Source organism: Rhodoferax potami (assembly GCF_032193805.1).
GTDB lineage: Bacteria > Pseudomonadota > Gammaproteobacteria > Burkholderiales > Burkholderiaceae_C > Allorhodoferax > Allorhodoferax potami_A.
Genome location: NZ_JAVBIK010000001.1, coordinates 1,758,971 through 1,777,475 on the forward strand (window position 1 = coordinate 1,758,971; position 18,505 = coordinate 1,777,475).

At 64.6% G+C, this 18,505-nt stretch carries 16 protein-coding genes and 1 pseudogene; 3 read left to right on the forward strand and 14 right to left on the reverse strand.

Annotated elements, in window-relative coordinates:
* Positions 1-47: 47 nt before the first annotated feature.
* The 7 genes from RAE19_RS08420 to radA all read right to left on the reverse strand — a co-directional run bounded on the left by RAE19_RS08420 (position 48) and on the right by radA (position 5,698).
* The gene (locus tag RAE19_RS08420) at positions 48-1,403 is read right to left on the reverse strand and encodes an ATP-binding protein (protein ID WP_313874448.1); all 1,356 of its coding nucleotides are present in this window, start codon (positions 1,401-1,403) and stop codon (positions 48-50) included.
* Positions 1,400-2,068 (reverse strand): response regulator transcription factor, encoded by a 669-nt coding sequence (locus RAE19_RS08425; protein ID WP_313874449.1) that lies wholly within the window; start codon positions 2,066-2,068, stop codon positions 1,400-1,402. Before RAE19_RS08425 ends, RAE19_RS08420 begins: the two co-directional genes overlap by 4 nt.
* 87 nt (positions 2,069-2,155) lie before the next feature.
* Entirely contained in the window at positions 2,156-2,917 is a 762-nt protein-coding gene (locus tag RAE19_RS08430; protein ID WP_313874450.1) for a cytochrome b/b6 domain-containing protein, read from the reverse strand.
* A 15-nt stretch (positions 2,918-2,932) separates the two neighbouring features.
* Positions 2,933-3,415 (reverse strand): diheme cytochrome c, encoded by a 483-nt coding sequence (locus RAE19_RS08435; protein ID WP_313874451.1) that lies wholly within the window; start codon positions 3,413-3,415, stop codon positions 2,933-2,935.
* A gap of 71 nt (positions 3,416-3,486) precedes the next feature.
* Entirely contained in the window at positions 3,487-3,885 is a 399-nt protein-coding gene (locus RAE19_RS08440; RefSeq protein WP_430962523.1) for a DUF1924 domain-containing protein, read from the reverse strand.
* Positions 3,886-3,955: 70 nt separating this feature from the next.
* Positions 3,956-4,291, reverse strand: coding sequence for a hypothetical protein (locus RAE19_RS08445; RefSeq protein ID WP_313874452.1), 336 nt, complete (start codon positions 4,289-4,291; stop codon positions 3,956-3,958).
* Positions 4,292-4,330: 39 nt separating this feature from the next.
* Complete coding sequence (radA, locus tag RAE19_RS08450) at positions 4,331-5,698, reverse strand: DNA repair protein RadA (protein WP_313874453.1); 1,368 nt, start codon at positions 5,696-5,698, stop codon at positions 4,331-4,333.
* Between the two features lie 178 nt (positions 5,699-5,876).
* On the opposite strand from radA, the gene RAE19_RS08455 reads away from it, so the two are divergent.
* Positions 5,877-8,456: a cation-translocating P-type ATPase gene (locus tag RAE19_RS08455; protein WP_313874454.1), complete on the forward strand. Its 2,580-nt coding sequence runs from the start codon at positions 5,877-5,879 to the stop codon at positions 8,454-8,456.
* On the opposite strand, the gene RAE19_RS08460 is transcribed toward RAE19_RS08455, so the two are convergent.
* The gene (locus tag RAE19_RS08460; RefSeq protein ID WP_313874455.1) at positions 8,457-9,668 is read right to left on the reverse strand and encodes an HD-GYP domain-containing protein; all 1,212 of its coding nucleotides are present in this window, start codon (positions 9,666-9,668) and stop codon (positions 8,457-8,459) included. It abuts the gene before it with no gap.
* A gap of 5 nt (positions 9,669-9,673) precedes the next feature.
* Positions 9,674-10,768 (reverse strand): alanine racemase, encoded by a 1,095-nt coding sequence (gene alr, locus RAE19_RS08465; protein WP_313874456.1) that lies wholly within the window; start codon positions 10,766-10,768, stop codon positions 9,674-9,676.
* Between the two features lie 126 nt (positions 10,769-10,894).
* Between alr and lplT the strand changes: the two genes are divergently transcribed.
* The gene (lplT, locus tag RAE19_RS08470) at positions 10,895-12,178 is read left to right on the forward strand and encodes a lysophospholipid transporter LplT (RefSeq protein WP_313874457.1); all 1,284 of its coding nucleotides are present in this window, start codon (positions 10,895-10,897) and stop codon (positions 12,176-12,178) included.
* A 30-nt stretch (positions 12,179-12,208) separates the two neighbouring features.
* On the opposite strand, the gene RAE19_RS08475 is transcribed toward lplT, so the two are convergent.
* Positions 12,209-13,435 (reverse strand): GGDEF domain-containing protein, encoded by a 1,227-nt coding sequence (locus RAE19_RS08475; protein ID WP_313874458.1) that lies wholly within the window; start codon positions 13,433-13,435, stop codon positions 12,209-12,211.
* Between the two features lie 100 nt (positions 13,436-13,535).
* Between RAE19_RS08475 and RAE19_RS08480 the strand changes: the two genes are divergently transcribed.
* Entirely contained in the window at positions 13,536-14,021 is a 486-nt protein-coding gene (locus RAE19_RS08480) for a glutathione peroxidase (protein WP_313874459.1), read from the forward strand.
* Positions 14,022-14,036: 15 nt separating this feature from the next.
* Here the strand turns inward: RAE19_RS08480 and glcF are convergent.
* From glcF to RAE19_RS08500, 4 genes and pseudogenes are all read right to left on the reverse strand, one after another.
* Positions 14,037-15,277, reverse strand: a pseudogene (glcF, locus tag RAE19_RS08485) (glycolate oxidase subunit GlcF).
* A gap of 25 nt (positions 15,278-15,302) precedes the next feature.
* On the reverse strand, positions 15,303-16,472 hold the full coding sequence (gene glcE / locus RAE19_RS08490) for a glycolate oxidase subunit GlcE (RefSeq protein WP_313874460.1): 1,170 nt from the start codon (positions 16,470-16,472) through the stop codon (positions 15,303-15,305).
* Between the two features lie 121 nt (positions 16,473-16,593).
* Positions 16,594-17,505, reverse strand: coding sequence for an SMP-30/gluconolactonase/LRE family protein (locus tag RAE19_RS08495; RefSeq protein ID WP_313874461.1), 912 nt, complete (start codon positions 17,503-17,505; stop codon positions 16,594-16,596).
* Positions 17,502-18,368 carry an aldose 1-epimerase gene (locus tag RAE19_RS08500; RefSeq protein ID WP_313874462.1) on the reverse strand — a complete coding sequence of 289 codons (867 nt, stop codon included), beginning with the start codon at positions 18,366-18,368 and terminating at the stop codon, positions 17,502-17,504. Before RAE19_RS08500 ends, RAE19_RS08495 begins: the two co-directional genes overlap by 4 nt.
* Positions 18,369-18,505: the final 137 nt, after the last annotated feature.

An 18,505-nucleotide genomic window follows, 5' to 3' on the forward strand; every position in this document is an offset into this window, starting at 1 on the left:
AGGCTCCGGCGCCGCTGCAATCAAACGCCCTACGCGCCGCACTGCCACTAGGCCGGCTCGGCCATCGGCCAGGACACCTGCACCTGCAAGCCGCCCAAGCTTGCAGAGTGTGTGACCTCCACCTGCGCCCCCGTGGCCTGCGCAATGCGCCGGACGATAGACCAGCCCAAGCCACTCCCGGTCTGCGCCGTCCCCAGCACCCGGAAAAAGCGCTCGCCGAGCCGGGCCATCTCGGCCGGCGACAAGCCCGGCCCACTATCCCGCACCGTCAGCTGCACCCAGCCCCGCACCACAGCCACCGACACCGCTATGCGCGCACCGTCGCCCGCATAGCGCGAGGCGTTGTCCAGCAGATTGCGCAGCAGGACCCGCGGCAACACCTCGTCGATAGCGACCGGGCAGGGCTGCGGCGCTTGCAGCTCGAGGTCCTGGCCCCGCGCCAAGGCTTGTGGCGCCATGTCTGCGGCGACGCTGCGCGCCAGTGCACTCAGGTCTGTGCGTCCTGAGGCGGCTGCACTGGCCGGTGCGTCCAAGCGGGCCAGCGTGAGCAGCTGATCCACCAAACGCGCCGCACGGTCACAGCCGGCCAGCGTGTTCTGCAAGGCATGGCGACGCTCATCCGCATCGTCCACCGCGCCCATGGCGACCTGCGCCTGGGTGCGGATCGCGGCAATCGGGGTGCGCAACTCGTGGGCCGCATCGGCGGTAAAGCGCCGCTCGGAGGCGACCATGCCCTCGATGCGTTGCAACAGGGCATTGAGCTCGTCGACCATGGGGCGCATTTCTGTGGGCAGGCTGTCGCGGGGCAGCGGCACGGTGCTGTCTGGTGCGCGACTGCGCAGGCTGTGGCCCAAGGCGTCCAGCGGTGCCATCGCCTTGCGCACCGCCCACCACATCAGGGCGGCCAGAAGGGGCAAGGCCAACATCGAGGGCAGCAACATGCCGCGCAACACCGCCCGCAAAATGCCGTCGCGCGAATCGAGCTGTTCGCCCACATACACCTGGATATCGCGCTTGCTGCCCCGGGTGGCAAACACGCGCCAGCGGTCACCGTTGTCCAGGGTCACCGTATCAAAACCGCGGGTCTCACGGGTCATGGGCGTCAGGCCCGCGTTGCCGGAGCGGGCGACCAGCGCCCCTTCGTGAAACACCTGAAATGCCACCCGCGGCGCGTATTTGTGCAGCACGGGGGCTTCTTCCTCGTTTTCGTCATCGTCTACATGGCTTTGCTGCACCACCAACAAGGCGGCAGCCTGCGCAAGATGGCTGTCCAGCAGCTCGTCAAGCTCGTGGCGGGCGTCCACCCAGGTCCATGCCGCAGCCGCCAGCCACACCAGTGTCACACCGGCCGACAAATAGGCCAGCAGACGCAGCTGCATCGAGTGGAGTGCAGGCAGTCTCACAAGCCCGCCTTCGGGTTGAGGATGTAACCCACGCCCCGCACGGTCTGGATTACGTCGGCCTGCAATTTGCGGCGCAGGTGGTGGATATGCACCTCGATGGTGTTGCTCTCCACCTCCAGCCCCCAGCTGTACATCTGCTGCTCCAGCTGTTCGCGTGACAGCACCCGGCCGGCGCTGCGCATCAAGGCGTGCAGCAAATCAAACTCACGGGTCGACAAAGGCACCACCGCCTCCAGCCAGGCGACTTGCCGGGCAGAGGGGTCCAGCCGCAGCGCGCCGGCCTGCAAAATATCTTGGGCCACCCCGTGCGAGCGGCGCACCAGCGAGCGCAGCCGCGCGGCCAGCTCGTGCAGGTCTACCGGTTTGAGCACATAGTCGTCAGCCCCGGCGTCCAGCCCACGGATGCGGTCGGGCACCGCGTCACGTGCCGTGAGAACCAGCACCGGGGTGGTGTTGCGGGCGGCGCGCAGGGCCTGCAGCACCTCCATGCCGTCTTTGCCGGGCAGGCCGAGGTCGAGCACAGCGGCGGCGTAGTCCACCGCGCGCAGCTCGCGTTCGGCGGCCACGCCATCACGCACCCAGTCCACCTGAAAGCCTGCCTGCCGCAGGCCGGCACGCAGGCCATCGCCCAGCATGGAGTCGTCTTCAGCCAACAGGATACGCATGGGTTATTCCATCAAAAACTCGGGGCGCGCAGTGGGTGCGCCATCTCATTTTGCACCCGCGTTGTGCGCACATCTCTCGCATGCCACTCAATCAGCATCGTCAGATTCGCGCCCGCTCAGCAAGTCGCTCACCGCCTGCGCAGAGACCAAGCCTTTGGGGGACTGCTGCCACTCCCAGCTCCAATAGCCCAGCACCGCCACCAGGACCAAGACGGCCAACCACGCGTGGTTGCGCGTGACCAGGTCCGGGCCGGGGCCCTCGGTGCGGCCGTGCACCATGGGCATCGCCATGTTTTTGTGGCGCAACACGCTCATGACCGCGATCAGTGCAATGTGGGCCAGCACCAGCACCAAAAAGGCATCGCCGATCACCCCATGCACATCCTCCAGCCAGTCGCCCCACTCGTTGTAACTGCCATAGCCGCTGAGTGTCAGGGGCACCACCATCAGCAAGAGGGCCACCACGGCGAAAGCCAGCGCCAAGTTCTGCCCCTGGCGCCAGTTCACCGCCACGCCGGCCATCCCGGACAGAGACTGCCGGACTGAGCCCAGCCACTGCGGCGCCGTCTGCAGCTTGCGCCACAAAAGGGACAGCCGGGCATGGCGTGGGCCGACCAAGCCATAGACCACCCGAAACACCAACAAGCCCGCCATGCTGTAACCCAGCGTGACATGCAGCAAGCGCATGGACTCCCCCTCGGAAGTGACATAGGCGCCCAGAAAACACAGCGCAAACAAGGCATGGAACATGCGGGTAGGCGCATCCACCATACGGCGACTGCTCACCGGCAAGGCGGGGGTGCCGGGCTTGCCGGCCCCGGTAGAGCCGGGAATGGAGGTAGTGACCATGGGGCTGCCTTTTAATCAATCAGACCAGTTGCGGCGAAAGCGCGCGTCCAGCCCTTTGGGAAATTGGATTTCGGATTCGCGGAAGCTGCCTTTGTCGGCCGCGGTGTGGCACGCCGCGCAATTGGCGGCGCTTTTGACGGCCGCCTGCTTCCAGATGTGCGGATCCACCTCGCTGTGCTTGCGCACAAACCATTGCGAGCGGGTGATGCGGTCTTGCGGTGGCTCTTCAGACACCCGCTTGTAGGTACCCGCATGGGTTTGCAGCCAGCCACTGATCTCGCGCACACTGACTTCGTCGAGCGACGCATCGGTGCCGTAGTGTTTATCCAGCGAGCCCATGAGTCGCTTCCACGACGCGGCGGGTAACATGCCGGGCGGATAGGCCAGGTGGCAGGCGGCGCACTCCTGCTGGTATTTGGGCAGCGGAGGGACGCGCTGCGGGCTGTCGGCGCGCGCCAGGCCAATGCCGGCCAATAGCAAGATTGCTATCCATTTCATAGCTGCTTGCGCAGATAGGACGGGCACCAGGGGCTTTTTTTTCATATAAGTCCTATACATGAGAGCGGATCTCAACGCTTCAAACTCATCAGCCAAGCCAGCACATCGGCTTTCTCGGCGGAGGTGCATTCGCGGGCGAGCACGTCATTGCAGTTGCGGCGGAACCACTTCTCGCTTTTGGCGGGATCGGTGAAGCGCTCGGGGTTGAAAGCGGGCGCGAGCGCGGAAATAGATTTGCCCGTATTTGCGTGCTTACCCTCGCCCGTGGGCTGGGCGTTGTGGCAAGAGGCGCAGCTCCATTCGCGGCCGTGTGTGGCATTGAAAAACTGCTGGCCCTGCGCCGCGCTGGGGCTGCGGCAGGCTTGGGCGCTCAAGGCGCTGAGTTGCTCTTGCGGGGTGCCGGCCCAGACAGTGCCGGCCAGTGCGGCAGCCAGCATGAGTGCGCGGGCTGCGGTGCGGATACATGACATAGTGACCTCCATGCCCTGCATGGTGGCCCGCCAAGATTAAGCCGGTCTTAAGGGGGTGCGCCGCAGAGCGCTACAGGTCGGCGCGCGGCTGATCACTATGGCTGACCTCCAGCCCGTCGGCCACATAGCCGGGGCCTTTCATCACCATAACCACCACACAGCCGATGGCCGCGGTGATCACCAGCGTCCAGTGGAAGACGATGACTCCGAACACGATGTACTCCGCCAATTGCAGCGCCCGTGCCTCTGCAGGGGTAGCAGCCTCTGCGAACGCATGGTAGAGCGCCAGCCCCAGCAAAGGCAGCACGGTGCCCACCAACGCAATCAGGGGGAGCTTGCGCCACAGGGCCCACTCCAGCCCGGAGGCGGAGCGGATCGAATGGGGCAGTTTGGTCAGCCAGCGCATGCCTGCAGTGTAGGCATTTACAGGCCGGAGCGTATTGCCTCAGGTCAAGCCGCGCACCACGTTCATGGCTTCTTCCACCCGCTCTACCGCGTGGATGGTCATGCCCTCAATCGGCTTTTTAGGCGCATTCGCCTTGGGCACCACCGCGATGGTGAAGCCCAGCTTGGCAGCTTCTTTCAGGCGCTCCTGGCCACGGGGTGCAGGGCGCACTTCGCCGGCCAGCCCCACTTCGCCAAACGCGATAAAGCCTTTGGGCAAGGGCTTGCCACGCAGGCTGGAAGTGATGGACAGCATCACCGCCAAGTCGGCGGCCGGCTCGCCGATGCGCACGCCGCCCACCGCGTTGATGAACACATCCTGGTCCATACAGGCCACGCCCGCGTGGCGGTGCAAGACGGCCAGCAACATGGCCAGGCGGTCTTTATCCAGCCCCACACTCAAGCGACGCGGTGATGGGCCGCCCATGTCCACCAGCGCCTGAATCTCCACCAACAACGGGCGGGTGCCTTCCAGCGTGACCATCACGCAACTGCCGGGCACCGGCTCGGCATGCTGGCTTAGAAAAATGGCGCTCGGATTGCTCACGCCCTTCAGGCCTTTTTCGGTCATGGCGAAGACGCCAATCTCGTTGACCGCGCCAAAGCGGTTTTTGATGGCGCGCACCAGCCTGAACTGGCTGTGCGTGTCGCCCTCAAAGTACAGCACGGTGTCCACCATGTGCTCCAGCACGCGCGGTCCGGCCAACGCGCCCTCTTTGGTCACATGGCCTACCAGCACGATGGCGGTGCCGCTGGCCTTGGCGGCGCGGGTCAGGTGGGCGGCGCACTCGCGCACCTGGGCGACCGAGCCCGGCGCGCTGGTGAGCTGCTCGGAGTACACGGTCTGGATGGAGTCAATCACCGCCACGTCCGGGCGGTTGGCCTCCAGGGTGGCGAGGATTTTTTCGAGCTGAATCTCGGCCAGCACTTTCACCTGCGAGTGGTCCAGCCCCAAGCGGCGCGAGCGCAACGCGACTTGCGCCCCGCTCTCTTCGCCCGTCACGTAGAGGGTGCTCTTGCCGGAGCGCTGCAGCGAATCGAGCGCCTGCAACAAGAGTGTGGACTTGCCGATGCCGGGGTCGCCGCCAATCAGCACGACGCCGCCTTCGACCATGCCGCCGCCCAACACACGGTCCAGCTCCTCGTGGCCGGTGGGGGTGCGGTCCACGTCCTGCGCCTCAATGTCGGAGAGCACCGTGACCTCGGCCGTCTTGGCCAGCGAGGCGAAGCGGTTTTTGGCAGGGCCGTCGCTGCTGGCAACGGATTCGATCAGCGTGTTCCAGGCGTTGCAGTGCGGGCACTTGCCCAGCCACTTGGGGCTGGTGCCGCCGCACTCGTTGCAGGTGTAGATGGTTTTGTCTTTGGCCATGGCCGGAATAATACTGTACAAAACCACAGATATCAAACTGCGCAGACCATGCGCCAGATCACAGACAGCAGCGCCCCGCGTCCCTAGCATGGTGAAAAGTGCACCAAGAGTTTGCTACCAAATCAGGAGCTGCTCACGCACATTTCACAAGGGCTACATGCCAATTTCACCTGAAACAATGGCATCGGTTGCCGACAGCACTACCCCCCAAGGCCTGAGCAGCGCGCAAGCCGCCCAGTTGCTGGCCACCCACGGCCCCAACGCACTGCCCGGCGCCGGCTCACGGCGCTGGACCGCCATCGCCCGCGAAACGCTGACCGAGCCCATGTTTTTGCTACTGCTTGGGGCTGCCGTGCTCTACGGCCTGCTGGGCGACTGGCAGGAGGGCGGCGTTCTGCTCGGGCTGGTGGTGATGGTGGTGGCGCTCACGCTCTACCAGGAGGGCAAAACCGAACACGCCATGCAGGCCCTGCGCCAACTCGCCAGCCCACAGGCCCAGGTGCTACGCGACGGCAAAGCCCAAGCCGTGCCGGGCAGCACCGTGGTGCCTGGCGATGTACTGGTGCTGGCCGAGGGCGACCGGGTGGCCGCGGATGCCACGCTCTTGAGCGGCAGCGATGTGATGGCGGATGAGTCCATGCTCAGCGGCGAATCAGTGCCGGTGGAGAAGGCCGCCACCGGGGGCGACGCCGCCCTGTTCGGCGGCACCCTGCTGGTGCGCGGCCACGGGCTGGCGCGGGTGGAGCACACCGGCGCGGAGTCGGCCATGGGGCGCATCGGCAGCGCCTTGGACGGCTTGGGCCCGGAAGACTCGCCGCTCAAGCAACAAACGACCGTGCTGGTCAAACGCCTGGCAGTGGTGGCGTTAGCTGCCAGCTTGCTGCTGTTTCTGGCCAGCGGGCTCCTACATGGCAACTGGACTGCCGCCCTGCTCTCGGGGATCGCACTGGCCATGGCCTTGCTTCCACAAGAGTTCACCGTCATCTTGACCGTGCTACCGGCATTGGGCGCCTGGCGGCTCGCCAAGCAGCAGGTGCTGACCCGCCGCCTGGCCGCGATTGAAACCCTAGGGGCGACCTCGGTGCTGTGTGTGGACAAGACTGGCACCCTGACCGAAAACCGTATGCGGGTGGCCGCCTTGTTTGCCTATGGTGGCACGGCAGCAGATCAAACTCTGGCCCTTCCTGACGGCGAACCCCACGCGCTGCCGGAGGCGTTTCACCGCGTGGCCGAGTACGCCATTCTGGCCAGTGTGGAGGAGCCGTTTGACCCGATGGAACAGGCCTTCCACCGGCTGGGCGCCCAGACCCTGCAAGACACCGAGCACCTGCACCGCGACTGGACCTTGGTGCGCGAATACGGCCTGAGCCCGCAACTGCGCGCCATGTCGCATGTGTGGACGGCCGACGACGGCGATGCCCACATCGTGGCCGCCAAGGGCGCACCCGAAGCCGTGTTCGACCTGTGCCACCTGCCGCCTGCCGAGTTGGCCCGTGCCCAAGCGGCCGCCGGTGCATTGGCAGATCAAGGGCTGCGTGTGCTGGGCGTGGCCTCGAGCCGGGTTCCGGGTGCGGCAGGCACCATTACCCTGCCGCGGCAGGAGCACGATTTCGACTTCACCTTGCTCGGCCTCATCGGGCTGGAAGACCCGCTGCGCTTTGGTATTGCCGACTCGGTGGCGGAGTGTTTGCAGGCAGGTATCCGGGTGGTGATGATCACCGGCGACCACCCGGGCACGGCCACTGCCATCGCAAAACACGCGGGCATCCTCACCGCAGCCACAAGGCCGGGTAACACGGCGGCCGATGAAGTGCTCAGTGGCGATGACATCGACACGCTGGACGACGCAGCCTTGCGCGAGCGCATGCGCCACACCCGGGTGTGTGCCCGGGTAGCGCCGGTACAAAAGCTGCGCATCGTGCAGGCATTGCAGGCCGAAGGGCAGATCGTGGCCATGACCGGCGACGGTGTGAACGACGCCCCGGCCCTGAAATCGGCCCATGTGGGCATTGCCATGGGGCAACGCGGCACCGATGTGGCGCGCGAATCAGCTGCCTTGGTGCTGCTGGACGACAACTTTGCGTCGATTACCGCTGCGGTGCGGCTGGGCCGGCGCATTTTCGACAATGTGCGCAAGTCCATGGCCTATGTGCTCGCGGTGCATGTGCCGATTGCCGGCATGGCGCTGCTGCCGGTGCTGCTGGGTTGGCCCACAGCCCTGTTTCCGCTGCACATTGCCTTTCTGGAACTGGTGATCGACCCGGCCTGCTCCATGGTGTTTGAAAACGAACCTGCCGAGAAAAACGGGATGCAACAGCCGCCACGGGATGTGAAGGCCCCACTACTGAACCGCGGCACGCTCTGGCAGGCACTGGCCCAAGGCGTGGTCGGCCTGCTGGCCGTCATGGGTGCCATGGCTTGGGGCTTGGCCCACGCCAGCCCGGAGCATGCGCGCACGCTGGCGTTTGCCACCCTGCTGCTGGTCAACCTGAGCCTGATCTTTATGAACCGCAGCGCAGACCTGAACCCGCGCGCTTGGCTGCTGCGGCCCAATGGCGTGTTGTGGGGCGTGTGCGCTGTGGCACTGGGCGTGCTGCTGGCCATGGTGTATGTGCCGTGGATACAGCAGCTGGCCGCATTTGCCGCCCTGAATGCCGAGCAATGGACGGTGTGCGCAGGCTTGGTGGGGCTCACCCTGCTGGCCTGCGCCGGCCTTAAGTGGGCCGGCCGGCAGCACCCGGCGGCCATGGCCGCGTAACTAGGCCTTGGGTATGCGGGCGCGGGCCCGCTGCACCCGGTCCGCGCTGACCGAGACCTTCACCGACTGGAAGTTCAAGGGCGTCACCAGCGCCCAGGCCGGGTCATGGGTGTCCCGGCAGGTGTAGACCGTGACCGGCATGCTGTTTTTGTCCATCACCGGGATCACCCAGGGCGCATTGGCGCGCGCACCCCGCTGGGCCACGACCGCGGTGTCGCCATTGACCAGCAAGACATAGGTGCCCGGCGGGTAAAAGCCGGTGCTGGTTGCCATGGCGCCGCCCACGGTGGCAGCTTCGCCCTCGGCCGCCGCGAATATGGATTTGGCGGCGCTGATGGCAGGCATGGGCGTGCGGGATTTGCGGGCGGCCATTTTGGCCACAAACCCATCGGCAGTCGCCAGCACCCGGCGTGCCATGCGGTTGCGCGGCAGGGCCTCGGGGTGCAGCGGCTTGTGGTGCCAGCGCACCAGGTCCAGGGTGTCTTCGTCTTCCAGCCCGAGCTTGTGCAGGGTGTCGGCACTCCGGCCCGCATGGTCGGCAATCAGCTGGCGCTGCCACTCGGTGGGTGCTGCGTTCTGGCGGGAGAGGCTGTCCTGGTCGCGGGCCATGCCGATGTTCTGGGTCAGGGCGGCGTCCAGCAGGCTGCGGCGCACACTGGGGTCCAAGCCCAACTTGTCAGCGGTGAGCAGGCTGATGGTGCCGGTCAACAGCGCGTGGGTGGAGCAGTAACCCAGGCTGTTGTCACCCAACATTTGGAACAGGCGAAAGAGCGCATCGTCCGGGTCCGCTTCCAGCAACTTGAGCACGGTGCGGGCCATGCCGTCCAGCCGGGAAAGCGGGTTGATGGCCAGCCCCCCTTGGTACAAGATGCCGCGCAGTACATCCTGCAAATCGGGCCAGCCGCCACTCAGTGCGGTGCCCGCCACATAGTCCACCTCGCGGATGCGGGAGGGCATGGGCGCCTGGGCGATGGTTTGCACATCCACGCCGTCGCGCAGCATCTCGTGCACCATGCGCTCGTAGGCGCGCTGCCAGGCCATGGCGTCGCCCGGCGTGGAGCTGGCGTTGAAGGCGTGGAGCTTGTCGCGGTGCTGCTCGGAGACAACCGGCTGCCCTTTCTTCAAGAGCAGCTGGCCGGTATCGCTCCAGATGTCGATCGGCAAAGGCCGGCCCACTTCCAGCATGGCAATCGGAATGGGCACATATTTCATGGAGGCTAGTCTGCCACGACGACCGGTACCCGCTGCGCGAGCGCGCACATCAATTCATAGCCCACGGTGCCGGCGGCGGCCGCAATTTCGTCAATCGGCAGCACCGCACCGTTGGCTGCACGCCCCCACAAGGTGACCTCGGAACCCATGCCAGCCTGGGGCACCGGGTCGAGGTCGACGGTGATCATGTCCATGCTGACCCGGCCCACGACACGGCTGCGCACCCCGTTGATGAGCACCGGGGTGCCGGTGGGGCAGATGCGGGGGTAGCCGTCGGCATAGCCGCAAGCCACCACGCCGATACGCATCGGCTTGTCTGCGGTAAAGTTAGAGCCATATCCGACTGTATCGCCCGCCGATAGTGCGCGGGTAGCTATGATTTTTGCAGCAAGCGTCATGGTGGGCTGCAAGCCCCAGTGGGCGATGTCGTGCTCGGGATAGTCCGGCGCGCTGCCGTAGGTGGCAATGCCGGCGCGCACCCAGTCCGACACCAGGCCGGAGCCCGAATGCCGCAAGGTGGCCGCACTGTTGCTGACCGTGCGTTCGCCGGGCAGGTCGTCGGTGGCTTGTTTGAACACCGCCATCTGGCCGGTAATGCCCTTGGGGCCGTCGGCATCGCTGAAGTGGGTCATGAGCGAAATCTCGTCCACCTGCGGCAAGGCATTCAGGCGGGTCCACGCAGACCGCACCTGTTCGGGCTGGAAGCCCAAACGGTTCATGCCGGAGTTGACCTTCAAAAACACCCGGTGCGGCTCGTTGGTTTTGTGGATGGCCAGCATGTCGATCTGCTCCTGGCAGTGCACCGTGTGCCACAGGCCGAGGCGGGAGCACAGCTCCAGGTCGCGCTGCTCAAACACGCCCTCCAGCAACAGGATGGGCCCGCGCCAGCCCAAGCTCCGCACCCGCTGGGCCTCGTCCAAGTCAAGAAGCGCAATGCCGTCTGCGCCGCGCAATCCGTCAAAGGCGCGTTCAATGCCGTGCCCGTACGCATTGGCCTTGACCACTGCCCAGATGCGGGCATCCGGCGCCGCGCGGCGGCAAACCTCCAGGTTATGACGCAGGGCCTGAACATGAATGGTGGCTTGGATAGGACGTGGCATAGAGTGGGTAACAACAAGGGACCGCAATGATTTTGACATTCCACGCCGTGCTATAACCGTCGCACGCTTGGAGACCCACAACAATATTCCGCGCATTAGCCCCGCTAATGCGCCCAGAACCTACCCATGAAACGCGGCTTCTACACCATCATGTCAGCGCAGTTCTTCAGCTCGCTGGCCGACAACGCCTTGTTTGTGGGTGCCGTTCAGTTACTGCGCAGCTCCGGCGCACCGGAATGGCAGCAAGCCGCACTGGTTCCCATGTTCGCCTTGTTTTACGTGGTGCTGGCGCCCTTTGTGGGCGCATTTGCAGACGCCATGCCCAAAGGCAAGGTCATGTTCATCAGCAACACCATCAAGGTGGTGGGCTGCCTGTTGATGCTGTTCGGCACGCATCCGCTCATGGCGTACGCCATCGTGGGACTGGGTGCCGCCGCGTACTCGCCCGCCAAATACGGCATCTTGACCGAGCTGCTGCCAGCTTCCCAATTGGTCAAAGCCAACGGCTGGATTGAAGGCTTGACGATTGCCTCCATCATTCTGGGTGTGTTGCTGGGTGGCCAATTGGTGAGCCCGATGATCTCCAGCGCGCTGCTGTCGTTTGATTTCCCGTTCATCACCACCAGCATTGATACCGCGCCGGAAGCCGCCATTGGCATCCTGATTTTTGTGTACCTGGCAGCCGCCTGGTTCAACACCCGCATTCCCGAGACGGGCGTGAGCATGCGGCCCATGCCCAAAAACCTCATGAGCCTGTTGCCTGACTTCTGGACTTGCAACACCAAGCTCTGGAACGACAAGCTGGGCCAGATCTCGTTGAGCACCACCACCCTGTTCTGGGGCGTGAGCGGCAATTTGCGTTACATCGTGCTGGCGTGGGCAGCAGCGGCTTTGGGCTACAGCGTCACCCAAGCCTCGGCCCTGGTGGGCGTGGTGGCTATCGGCACCGCGATCGGTGCCGTGGCTGCGTCGCTGCGCATGCGGCTGGAACATGCGGTTAATGTGATGCCCTTGGGTATCGGCATGGGCTTGCTGGTCATCCTGCTGAACTTCATCGACAACGTGTGGGTAGCAGCACCCTTCCTGATTTTGCTGGGCGGGCTGGGCGGCTTCTTGGTGGTGCCGATGAATGCGCTGCTCCAACACCGTGGGCACAACCTGATGGGCGCCGGCCGCTCGATTGCGGTGCAGAACTTCAATGAACAGGCCTGTATTCTGGGCTTGGGCGGGATGTACGCGCTGTCCACCAGCATGGGGCTCTCTGCCTTCGGCGCCATCAGCGCCTTCGGTATTGTGGTGGCGGGCTTTATGTGGATCATCAAGCGCTGGCATGAGCGCAACGTCCGCGACCATGCCGACGAGGTCAACCACTTGCTGGACGTAGCCCGCAACGACAACCTGCACGGCTGAGCCAGGCCGCTGGGCCTCCGGCGGCAGCCGCTAGGCTTTGTGCTTGAGCTCTGAAGCCTCGGGCGCCGCGTATTCCACTTTGTCACGGCCGGTTTGTTTGGCCACATACAGCGCGCGGTCGGCCGCGGCATAAATGGCATCTGCCGTACCGCGCACTGTGGGTGCCAGCGTGCTGACCCCGAAGCTGGCAGTCACCTGGATGGGCTGGCCCTCAAAATCCACGTCCATGGCGCGTATCGCATCACGCAACTTGCTGGCGACTTGCATGGCACCTTCGCGCCCGGTGTCCGGCAGCAACACAATGAACTCTTCTCCGCCCATGCGGGCCAATGTATCGGTAACGCGCAGCGAATAGCTCAGGCACTGTGCGGTGGCTTTGAGGACCGCATCGCCCCCGGGGTGGCCATAGCGGTCGTTCACACTTTTAAAGAAGTCCAGATCCACCATGATGACGGCGGTGTGGCACGGCACCCGCGTAGCGCGCAGCAGCTCCATGTGCGCCAGGCGCATGAACTCGCGGCGGTTGTAGAGGCCGGTGAGCGCGTCGTGATCGGCCAGAAAAGCCAGCTCCGCCTGCTGGGCCACCAGGTCTGCATTGCTTTTGCTGAGCTGGCGGCGCAGCACCACGGCTCTGGCGTATTGGTTCCAGTTCATGATCGAGGCCATGAGCGCCAGCGCCGGGGTGATGAACGCCACGATACGCAAACTCGGGAGCTGCGAACGGTTGATGAATGCGTTCTCCAGCAACACGGCAAACACCACATAGCTCAAGGAAAAAACCGGCACCGAGATCGCAGGCCGCATCAGCGCCAGCACGCCAAACGTGACACAGATCAGCAAGAAACTCGCCAGGCCGGCACCTGCGTTGTATTCCAGGTCCAACAGCGTGATGTACGCCCCGAAACTCAGGTATGCCGCGGCAATGAAGATTTGCAGGGTAATTGCACCGGCCGTAGCCCGCGTGTTGCGCTCCAAAAACATATGGCCCGCCAGCACTGTGACGAGCACGCCCACACAGGCCAACCCCTGGGCGTAGGCCAGGTCATGGGCCCACTGCGCCAGCTCGGGCCTGAATTCCGGGGGCGTGAAATGCGCAAAAAACCAGGCCAACGCCGCATGCAGAGGCACCAGAAAAAAGGCGAGGCGCCGGTAGCGCTTCAAGGACTCGATGGTGGCCTCGCCCTGCACCCGGTCATTCTCAAGCTTGCTCGCGATGAAGCGCGCACGACAGCGGTGATACCAAGGGGAGAAAAACAATCCTGAACTCCTCGTTTTCCAAATCTTCCCAGCAATGCCTGCTCAACACAAGCTTTTGCAAGGAATGCTATGGTGAAGCCCACTTTCTTGGGAGATGCGAATGAGCAGTGTGTATGACTTCGAGGCCTTGAACATCCAGGGCCAGCCGATCGGCTTGGGCGATTTCAAAGGCAAAGCGCTATTGATCGTCAACACCGCCAGTGCCTGCGGCTTCACACCGCAGTTCGCCGGGCTGGAAGCTTTGCACCAGGAGTACGGCAGCAAGGGGCTGGTAGTGCTGGGTTTCCCGTGCAACCAATTCGGCGCACAGGACAAGGGCAGCAATGACGAGATTTCTTCTTTTTGCCAACTCAACTACGGCGTGAGCTTCCCGATGATGGCGAAGATTGAGGTCAACGGCGGCGGCGCCCACCCGCTGTACCAGTGGCTGGCCGGAGAAGCACCGGGCCTGCTGGGCACCAAGGCCATCAAATGGAACTTCACCAAATTCCTGGTGGGTAAAGACGGCAAAGTGCTCAAGCGCTATGCGCCGACCGACACGCCTGCCAGCCTTTCCAAAGACATCGAGGCTGCACTGGCAGCCTGAGGGCGCGGGGTCAGCTCAAGTCCGGTTGGCAGGCGCCAGAGCCGCGTCCAAGACCTCGATCCAGTGGCGCACGGCGGTGGTGGTGCCACTTTGCAGATGGGTGATACACCCGATGTTGGCGCTGATGATGACCTCGTTGTCGGCCGGCGCCAGATGGCCCAGCTTGCGGTCGCGCAGCTGGTAAGAGATCTCGGGGTTCAGCACCGAATAGGTACCGGCCGAGCCGCAGCACAGGTGCGACTCATTGCTGGCAACCCGCACCGAAAACCCGAGCTCCGCCATCTGCGACTCGACACCGCCTTTGAGTTTTTGGCCGTGCTGCAGGGTGCAGGGCGGGTGAAACACCAGCGCCGGGGTACTGACATCCAGCTGGATCAGGGGTTTGAGTCGCGGCAGGCACTCCGGCAACAGCTCGCTCAGGTCGCGTGTGAGGGCGCTGATGCGCGCCGCCTTGGCGGCATAGGCAGGGTCATCGCGCAGGATATGGCCGTACTCTCTGACTGTGACACCGCAACCGGAAGCGTTCATCACCAGCGCCTCGACGCCATCCAGCACATAGGGCCACCAGGCGTCGATGTTGGCGCGCATTTGCGCCTTGCCGCCGTCTTGGTCGTTGAGGTGGAATTTGACTGCGCCGCAGCACCCTGCAGCAGGTGCCAGCAAGGGCTGGATACCGGCTGCATCCAGCACCCGGGCCGTGGCGCTGTTGATATTGGGCGACATGCTGGGCTGCACGCAACCGGCCAGCATCAACACCTGGCGCGGGTGCTCACGGTCAGGCCATTGGCCGGCATCCTGCGGCGCCGGCACTTTGTTTTTCAGGCTTTGGGGCAGCAGCGGGCGCACCAGTTGGCCCAACTTCATGGCCGGGGCGAACAGGGGGAAGGCAGCCCCTCTTTCAGCGCCCAGCGCAAGGCCTTTTCGCCCGCGGGCCGGGGCACTTTGGCATCCACCAGCTTGCGGCCGATGTCGACCAGATGGCCGTAGTCCACCCCGCTGGGGCAGGTGCTTTCGCAGTTGCGGCAGGTCAGGCAACGGTCGAGGTGCATCTGGGTGGCGCGCGTGGGCTCCTGGCCTTCCAGCACCTGCTTCATCAGGTAGATGCGGCCGCGCGGGCCATCGAGCTCATCGCCGAGCAGCTGGTAAGTCGGGCACGTTGCGGTGCAAAAACCGCAATGGACACATTTGCGCAGAATGGCCTCGGCGGCTTGGCCGTCCGCGGTGTTCTGGTATTCGGGGGCGAGTTGGGTCTGCATAAGGTGTGGTGAGTGGCGCCCGGCGTCAGAAGTCCGGGTAAAGCCTGCCGGCGTTGAAGATACCGGCCGGATCGAACGCGGCCTTGAGGCGTTTGAGCAAAGCGGCCTGCCCCGGAACATCAGAGCGGAATTGGCACTTGGCCCCGGTAACGTCTGCGGCTCCAGCTACAAAAACCATAGCATTACCACCGGCTGCGCGGGCCACGGTCTGCAATTGGGGCCCGGCTTGCAGCGGCGCCCAGAGCCAACGCACACCGCCATGCCACTCGATCAACTGCGCCCAAGGCAAGTCCAGCACCGGCGCGGTTTGCGCCACCGACAAGCGCCACAAGGCGTGACCGGTGGCCGCACTGTCGGTAAAGAAGGGCAGCGTTTGGTCGCGGCAACGGTCCCAATCGGCGGCGGCTTGCACCGGGTCCATGCGCTCGCCCGGTACCTCGCGCAACATGCGCTGGCAGGCCGCTTCCACGGCGGCCACCGCTCCGCGCAGCCGCACAAACAACAAGTCTTGACCCGCCGCACCCGCGCTCCCGTCGTGCACCCAGCAGCTGGCATTCAGGGGCAGCGGCTCGCCGGCCCAGCGGTGGAGTTGCTCGAGGGCGGCAGCTTGACCTAGCGGGAACACCAGCGTGGCTTCGGCGGGGGCAAAGGGCAGCACCTTGAGCGAGACCTCGGTCATCAGGCCCAGGGTGCCCATGGCTCCTGCCATCAAGCGGGAAACGTCGTAACCGGCCACGTTTTTCATGACCTGGCCGCCGAAGGTCAGGTACTCCCCGCGGCCGTTGATGAGTTTCAAGCCCAGCACATAGTCGCGCACGCTGCCAACGCTGGCACGTGCGGGGCCCGCCAAACCACTGGCCACCAAACCGCCCACGGTGGCGGTGCTCGCCGGGGCGCCGGCAACGCGGGTAGACCATTGATAGTGCGGCGGCTCGAAAGGCAGACACTGGCCTTGCTCGGCCAGCAGGGCCTCGAGGGTGGAGAGCGGTGTTCCGGTGGCCACTGTGACCACCAGCTCGCTGGGCGCGTAATCGACCACGCCGCTCAGGCTGCGGGTGTCCAGCAGGCCTGCGGGCTGGAGACAACCGTAAAAGTCTTTGCTGCCTCCGCCGCGAATCTGCAGAGGCGTCTGGTCCGCAGCGGCGGCACGGATCTGGTCAACAAAGGGCTGTATGGCGGCGGGCAGGGGCAACATGGCGGCAATGGTAAGCGGCCCCCCTGCCCTTCGGCGTGAATTTTTTGAACAGCCAAACGCCGGAAATTTGAGTCCCCGCCGCCCCGGGCCAGGCCGCCCTCAGGCCTTTAGGCCTTGAGGCTCAGTCCGCGAAGGCCTGCACCGGCAGACCCGCCACGTCCACACGCATGAAGAACACCGCGCCCGACAAAGGAAACTGCGCCAGCTCCGCGGCACTGCGTCCGTGCCGGGCCGTGGTGATGTAGAGGGTTTTGAGGTCCTCTCCGCCAAAACAGGGCATGGTCGGGCACTGGGCCGGCGTCTCCCAGCTGGCCAACAGGCGGCCATCGGGTGCAAATTTGCAGATGCGGCGCCCTTCAAACATGGCCGCGTAGTAATTGCCCTCGACATCCACCGCAGCGCCATCTGGGCGGCCGGCATAGTGGGTGTTCTCGAAGGTCCAGCCGGCGGGCTTGGGCTCGTACTGGCGCCAGACGCGGTGGGCGCTCAGGGCGTTGGCTTGAAGGTCAAAGTCCCACGCGTGGGTCACATGGTTCGGGGTGTCCGACCAGTAGACGGTGTGCTGGTCCGGGCTCCAGGCCAAGCCGTTGGCGGTCAGCGCATCGCCCGCATGCTTTTGCACCACGGCAGCGCCGGAGCGGCAATCGATGGAAAACAGCTCCGCGGCCCGTCCGGCCTTGGGCTCGTCGATCGTACCCACCCAAAAGCGGCCCAAGGCATCGCACTTGCCATCGTTGGCGCGGATGACCGCGGTGTCGTACGGCAAGGTAGCAATCCGGTGCAACTCTCCGCCCCACGAGTGGGCACGGAAAACGCCATCGCGCAGGGCGATCACCAGCCCGCCTTTGGCTGCAGGGGCAATGCAACCGGGTTCGCTGGGCATGTCCCAGCGCTGCACGGTGCCCATGTAAATATTGGCCCGCAGAATGGCTTTGCCGGGAATGTCCACCCAGTACAGCTGCTGCTCAGCCGGGTGCCAGAACGGGGACTCGCCCAGCTCGAAAAGGTCTTCACTCAATGCGTGCCAGCTCATACCTGTTCCTCCACGGTGACCTGCATACTGCAGCTCCAACTCTCGCCCGGCTGTAGCACCCGCACACCAAGGCTGTCGGCGCTGGCGCCAGTTGTGGCCATCAGGTTCAGCGCATTGTTGACGTGGCTGACCGGCTCGACCGCGATGTTGTCGCGCTCAGGGGTGGTGAAGACCACCAGACGGCTGAGTGCCGAGCTGACGGTGATGTGCATCAGGGCATCGCGCAAGTGCAGCGCGCCGCCCCAGCCATCAAAACAATGGTCTACCGTCAGGGTGTCGGTCGATTGATCGAGCCCTGCATGGGGCGCACGGTGGGTCGGCAGTTTGTCCGCGGCCATTTCCCAGCGGCCTGTCGCGGCAAATTGCACCGTGGCACCGGCGCGCTTGACAAAGTAAGGGTGCCAACCCAACCCCACTGGTGCGGGGCTGGCGCCTTGGTTGGTCACGCTCAGGCCGAGATCGAGAGTGCCGTCGCCCAAGCGAAAGGTTTGCGAACAATCAAAGTCAAAGGGCCAGGCCGCATCGGCTCGGTGCTCCATGGAGAGCAAGGCCAAGTTCTCGGTGCTCTCTAGCACGGCCCAAGGGCGCTCCCATCCGATGCCGTGGATCGTGTGGGGCTCCGGGTCGAAGTTCCGGATCAGGGGGTGGCTGGTTCCGTCCCACTGCAATTGCCCATGGCCTATACGGTTGGAAAACGGCACCAAAGGAAAACTCGCAGACTGGCGCACGCTGGTCAACTCTGCGCCCGGTGTGGAGCGCATGACGGGCAGGTCGCGCCACCACAAACCGGCGATCGCACCGCCCAATGCAGGGCAAAGATCGCAGCGCAATGCGCCATGGCGCAGGGTCAAAGGGGTACTCATGAGGAATCAATCCTTGGGTTGTTTGCAACTGCGCTGGATTGTGCACCTGCGCCCATCAAAAAACCCGGCTCACCTTGCGGTGGCCGGGTTTGGGGCGGGTTTCGAAACCCGTCTGAAACTGCGGCGCGCTGCGCCGC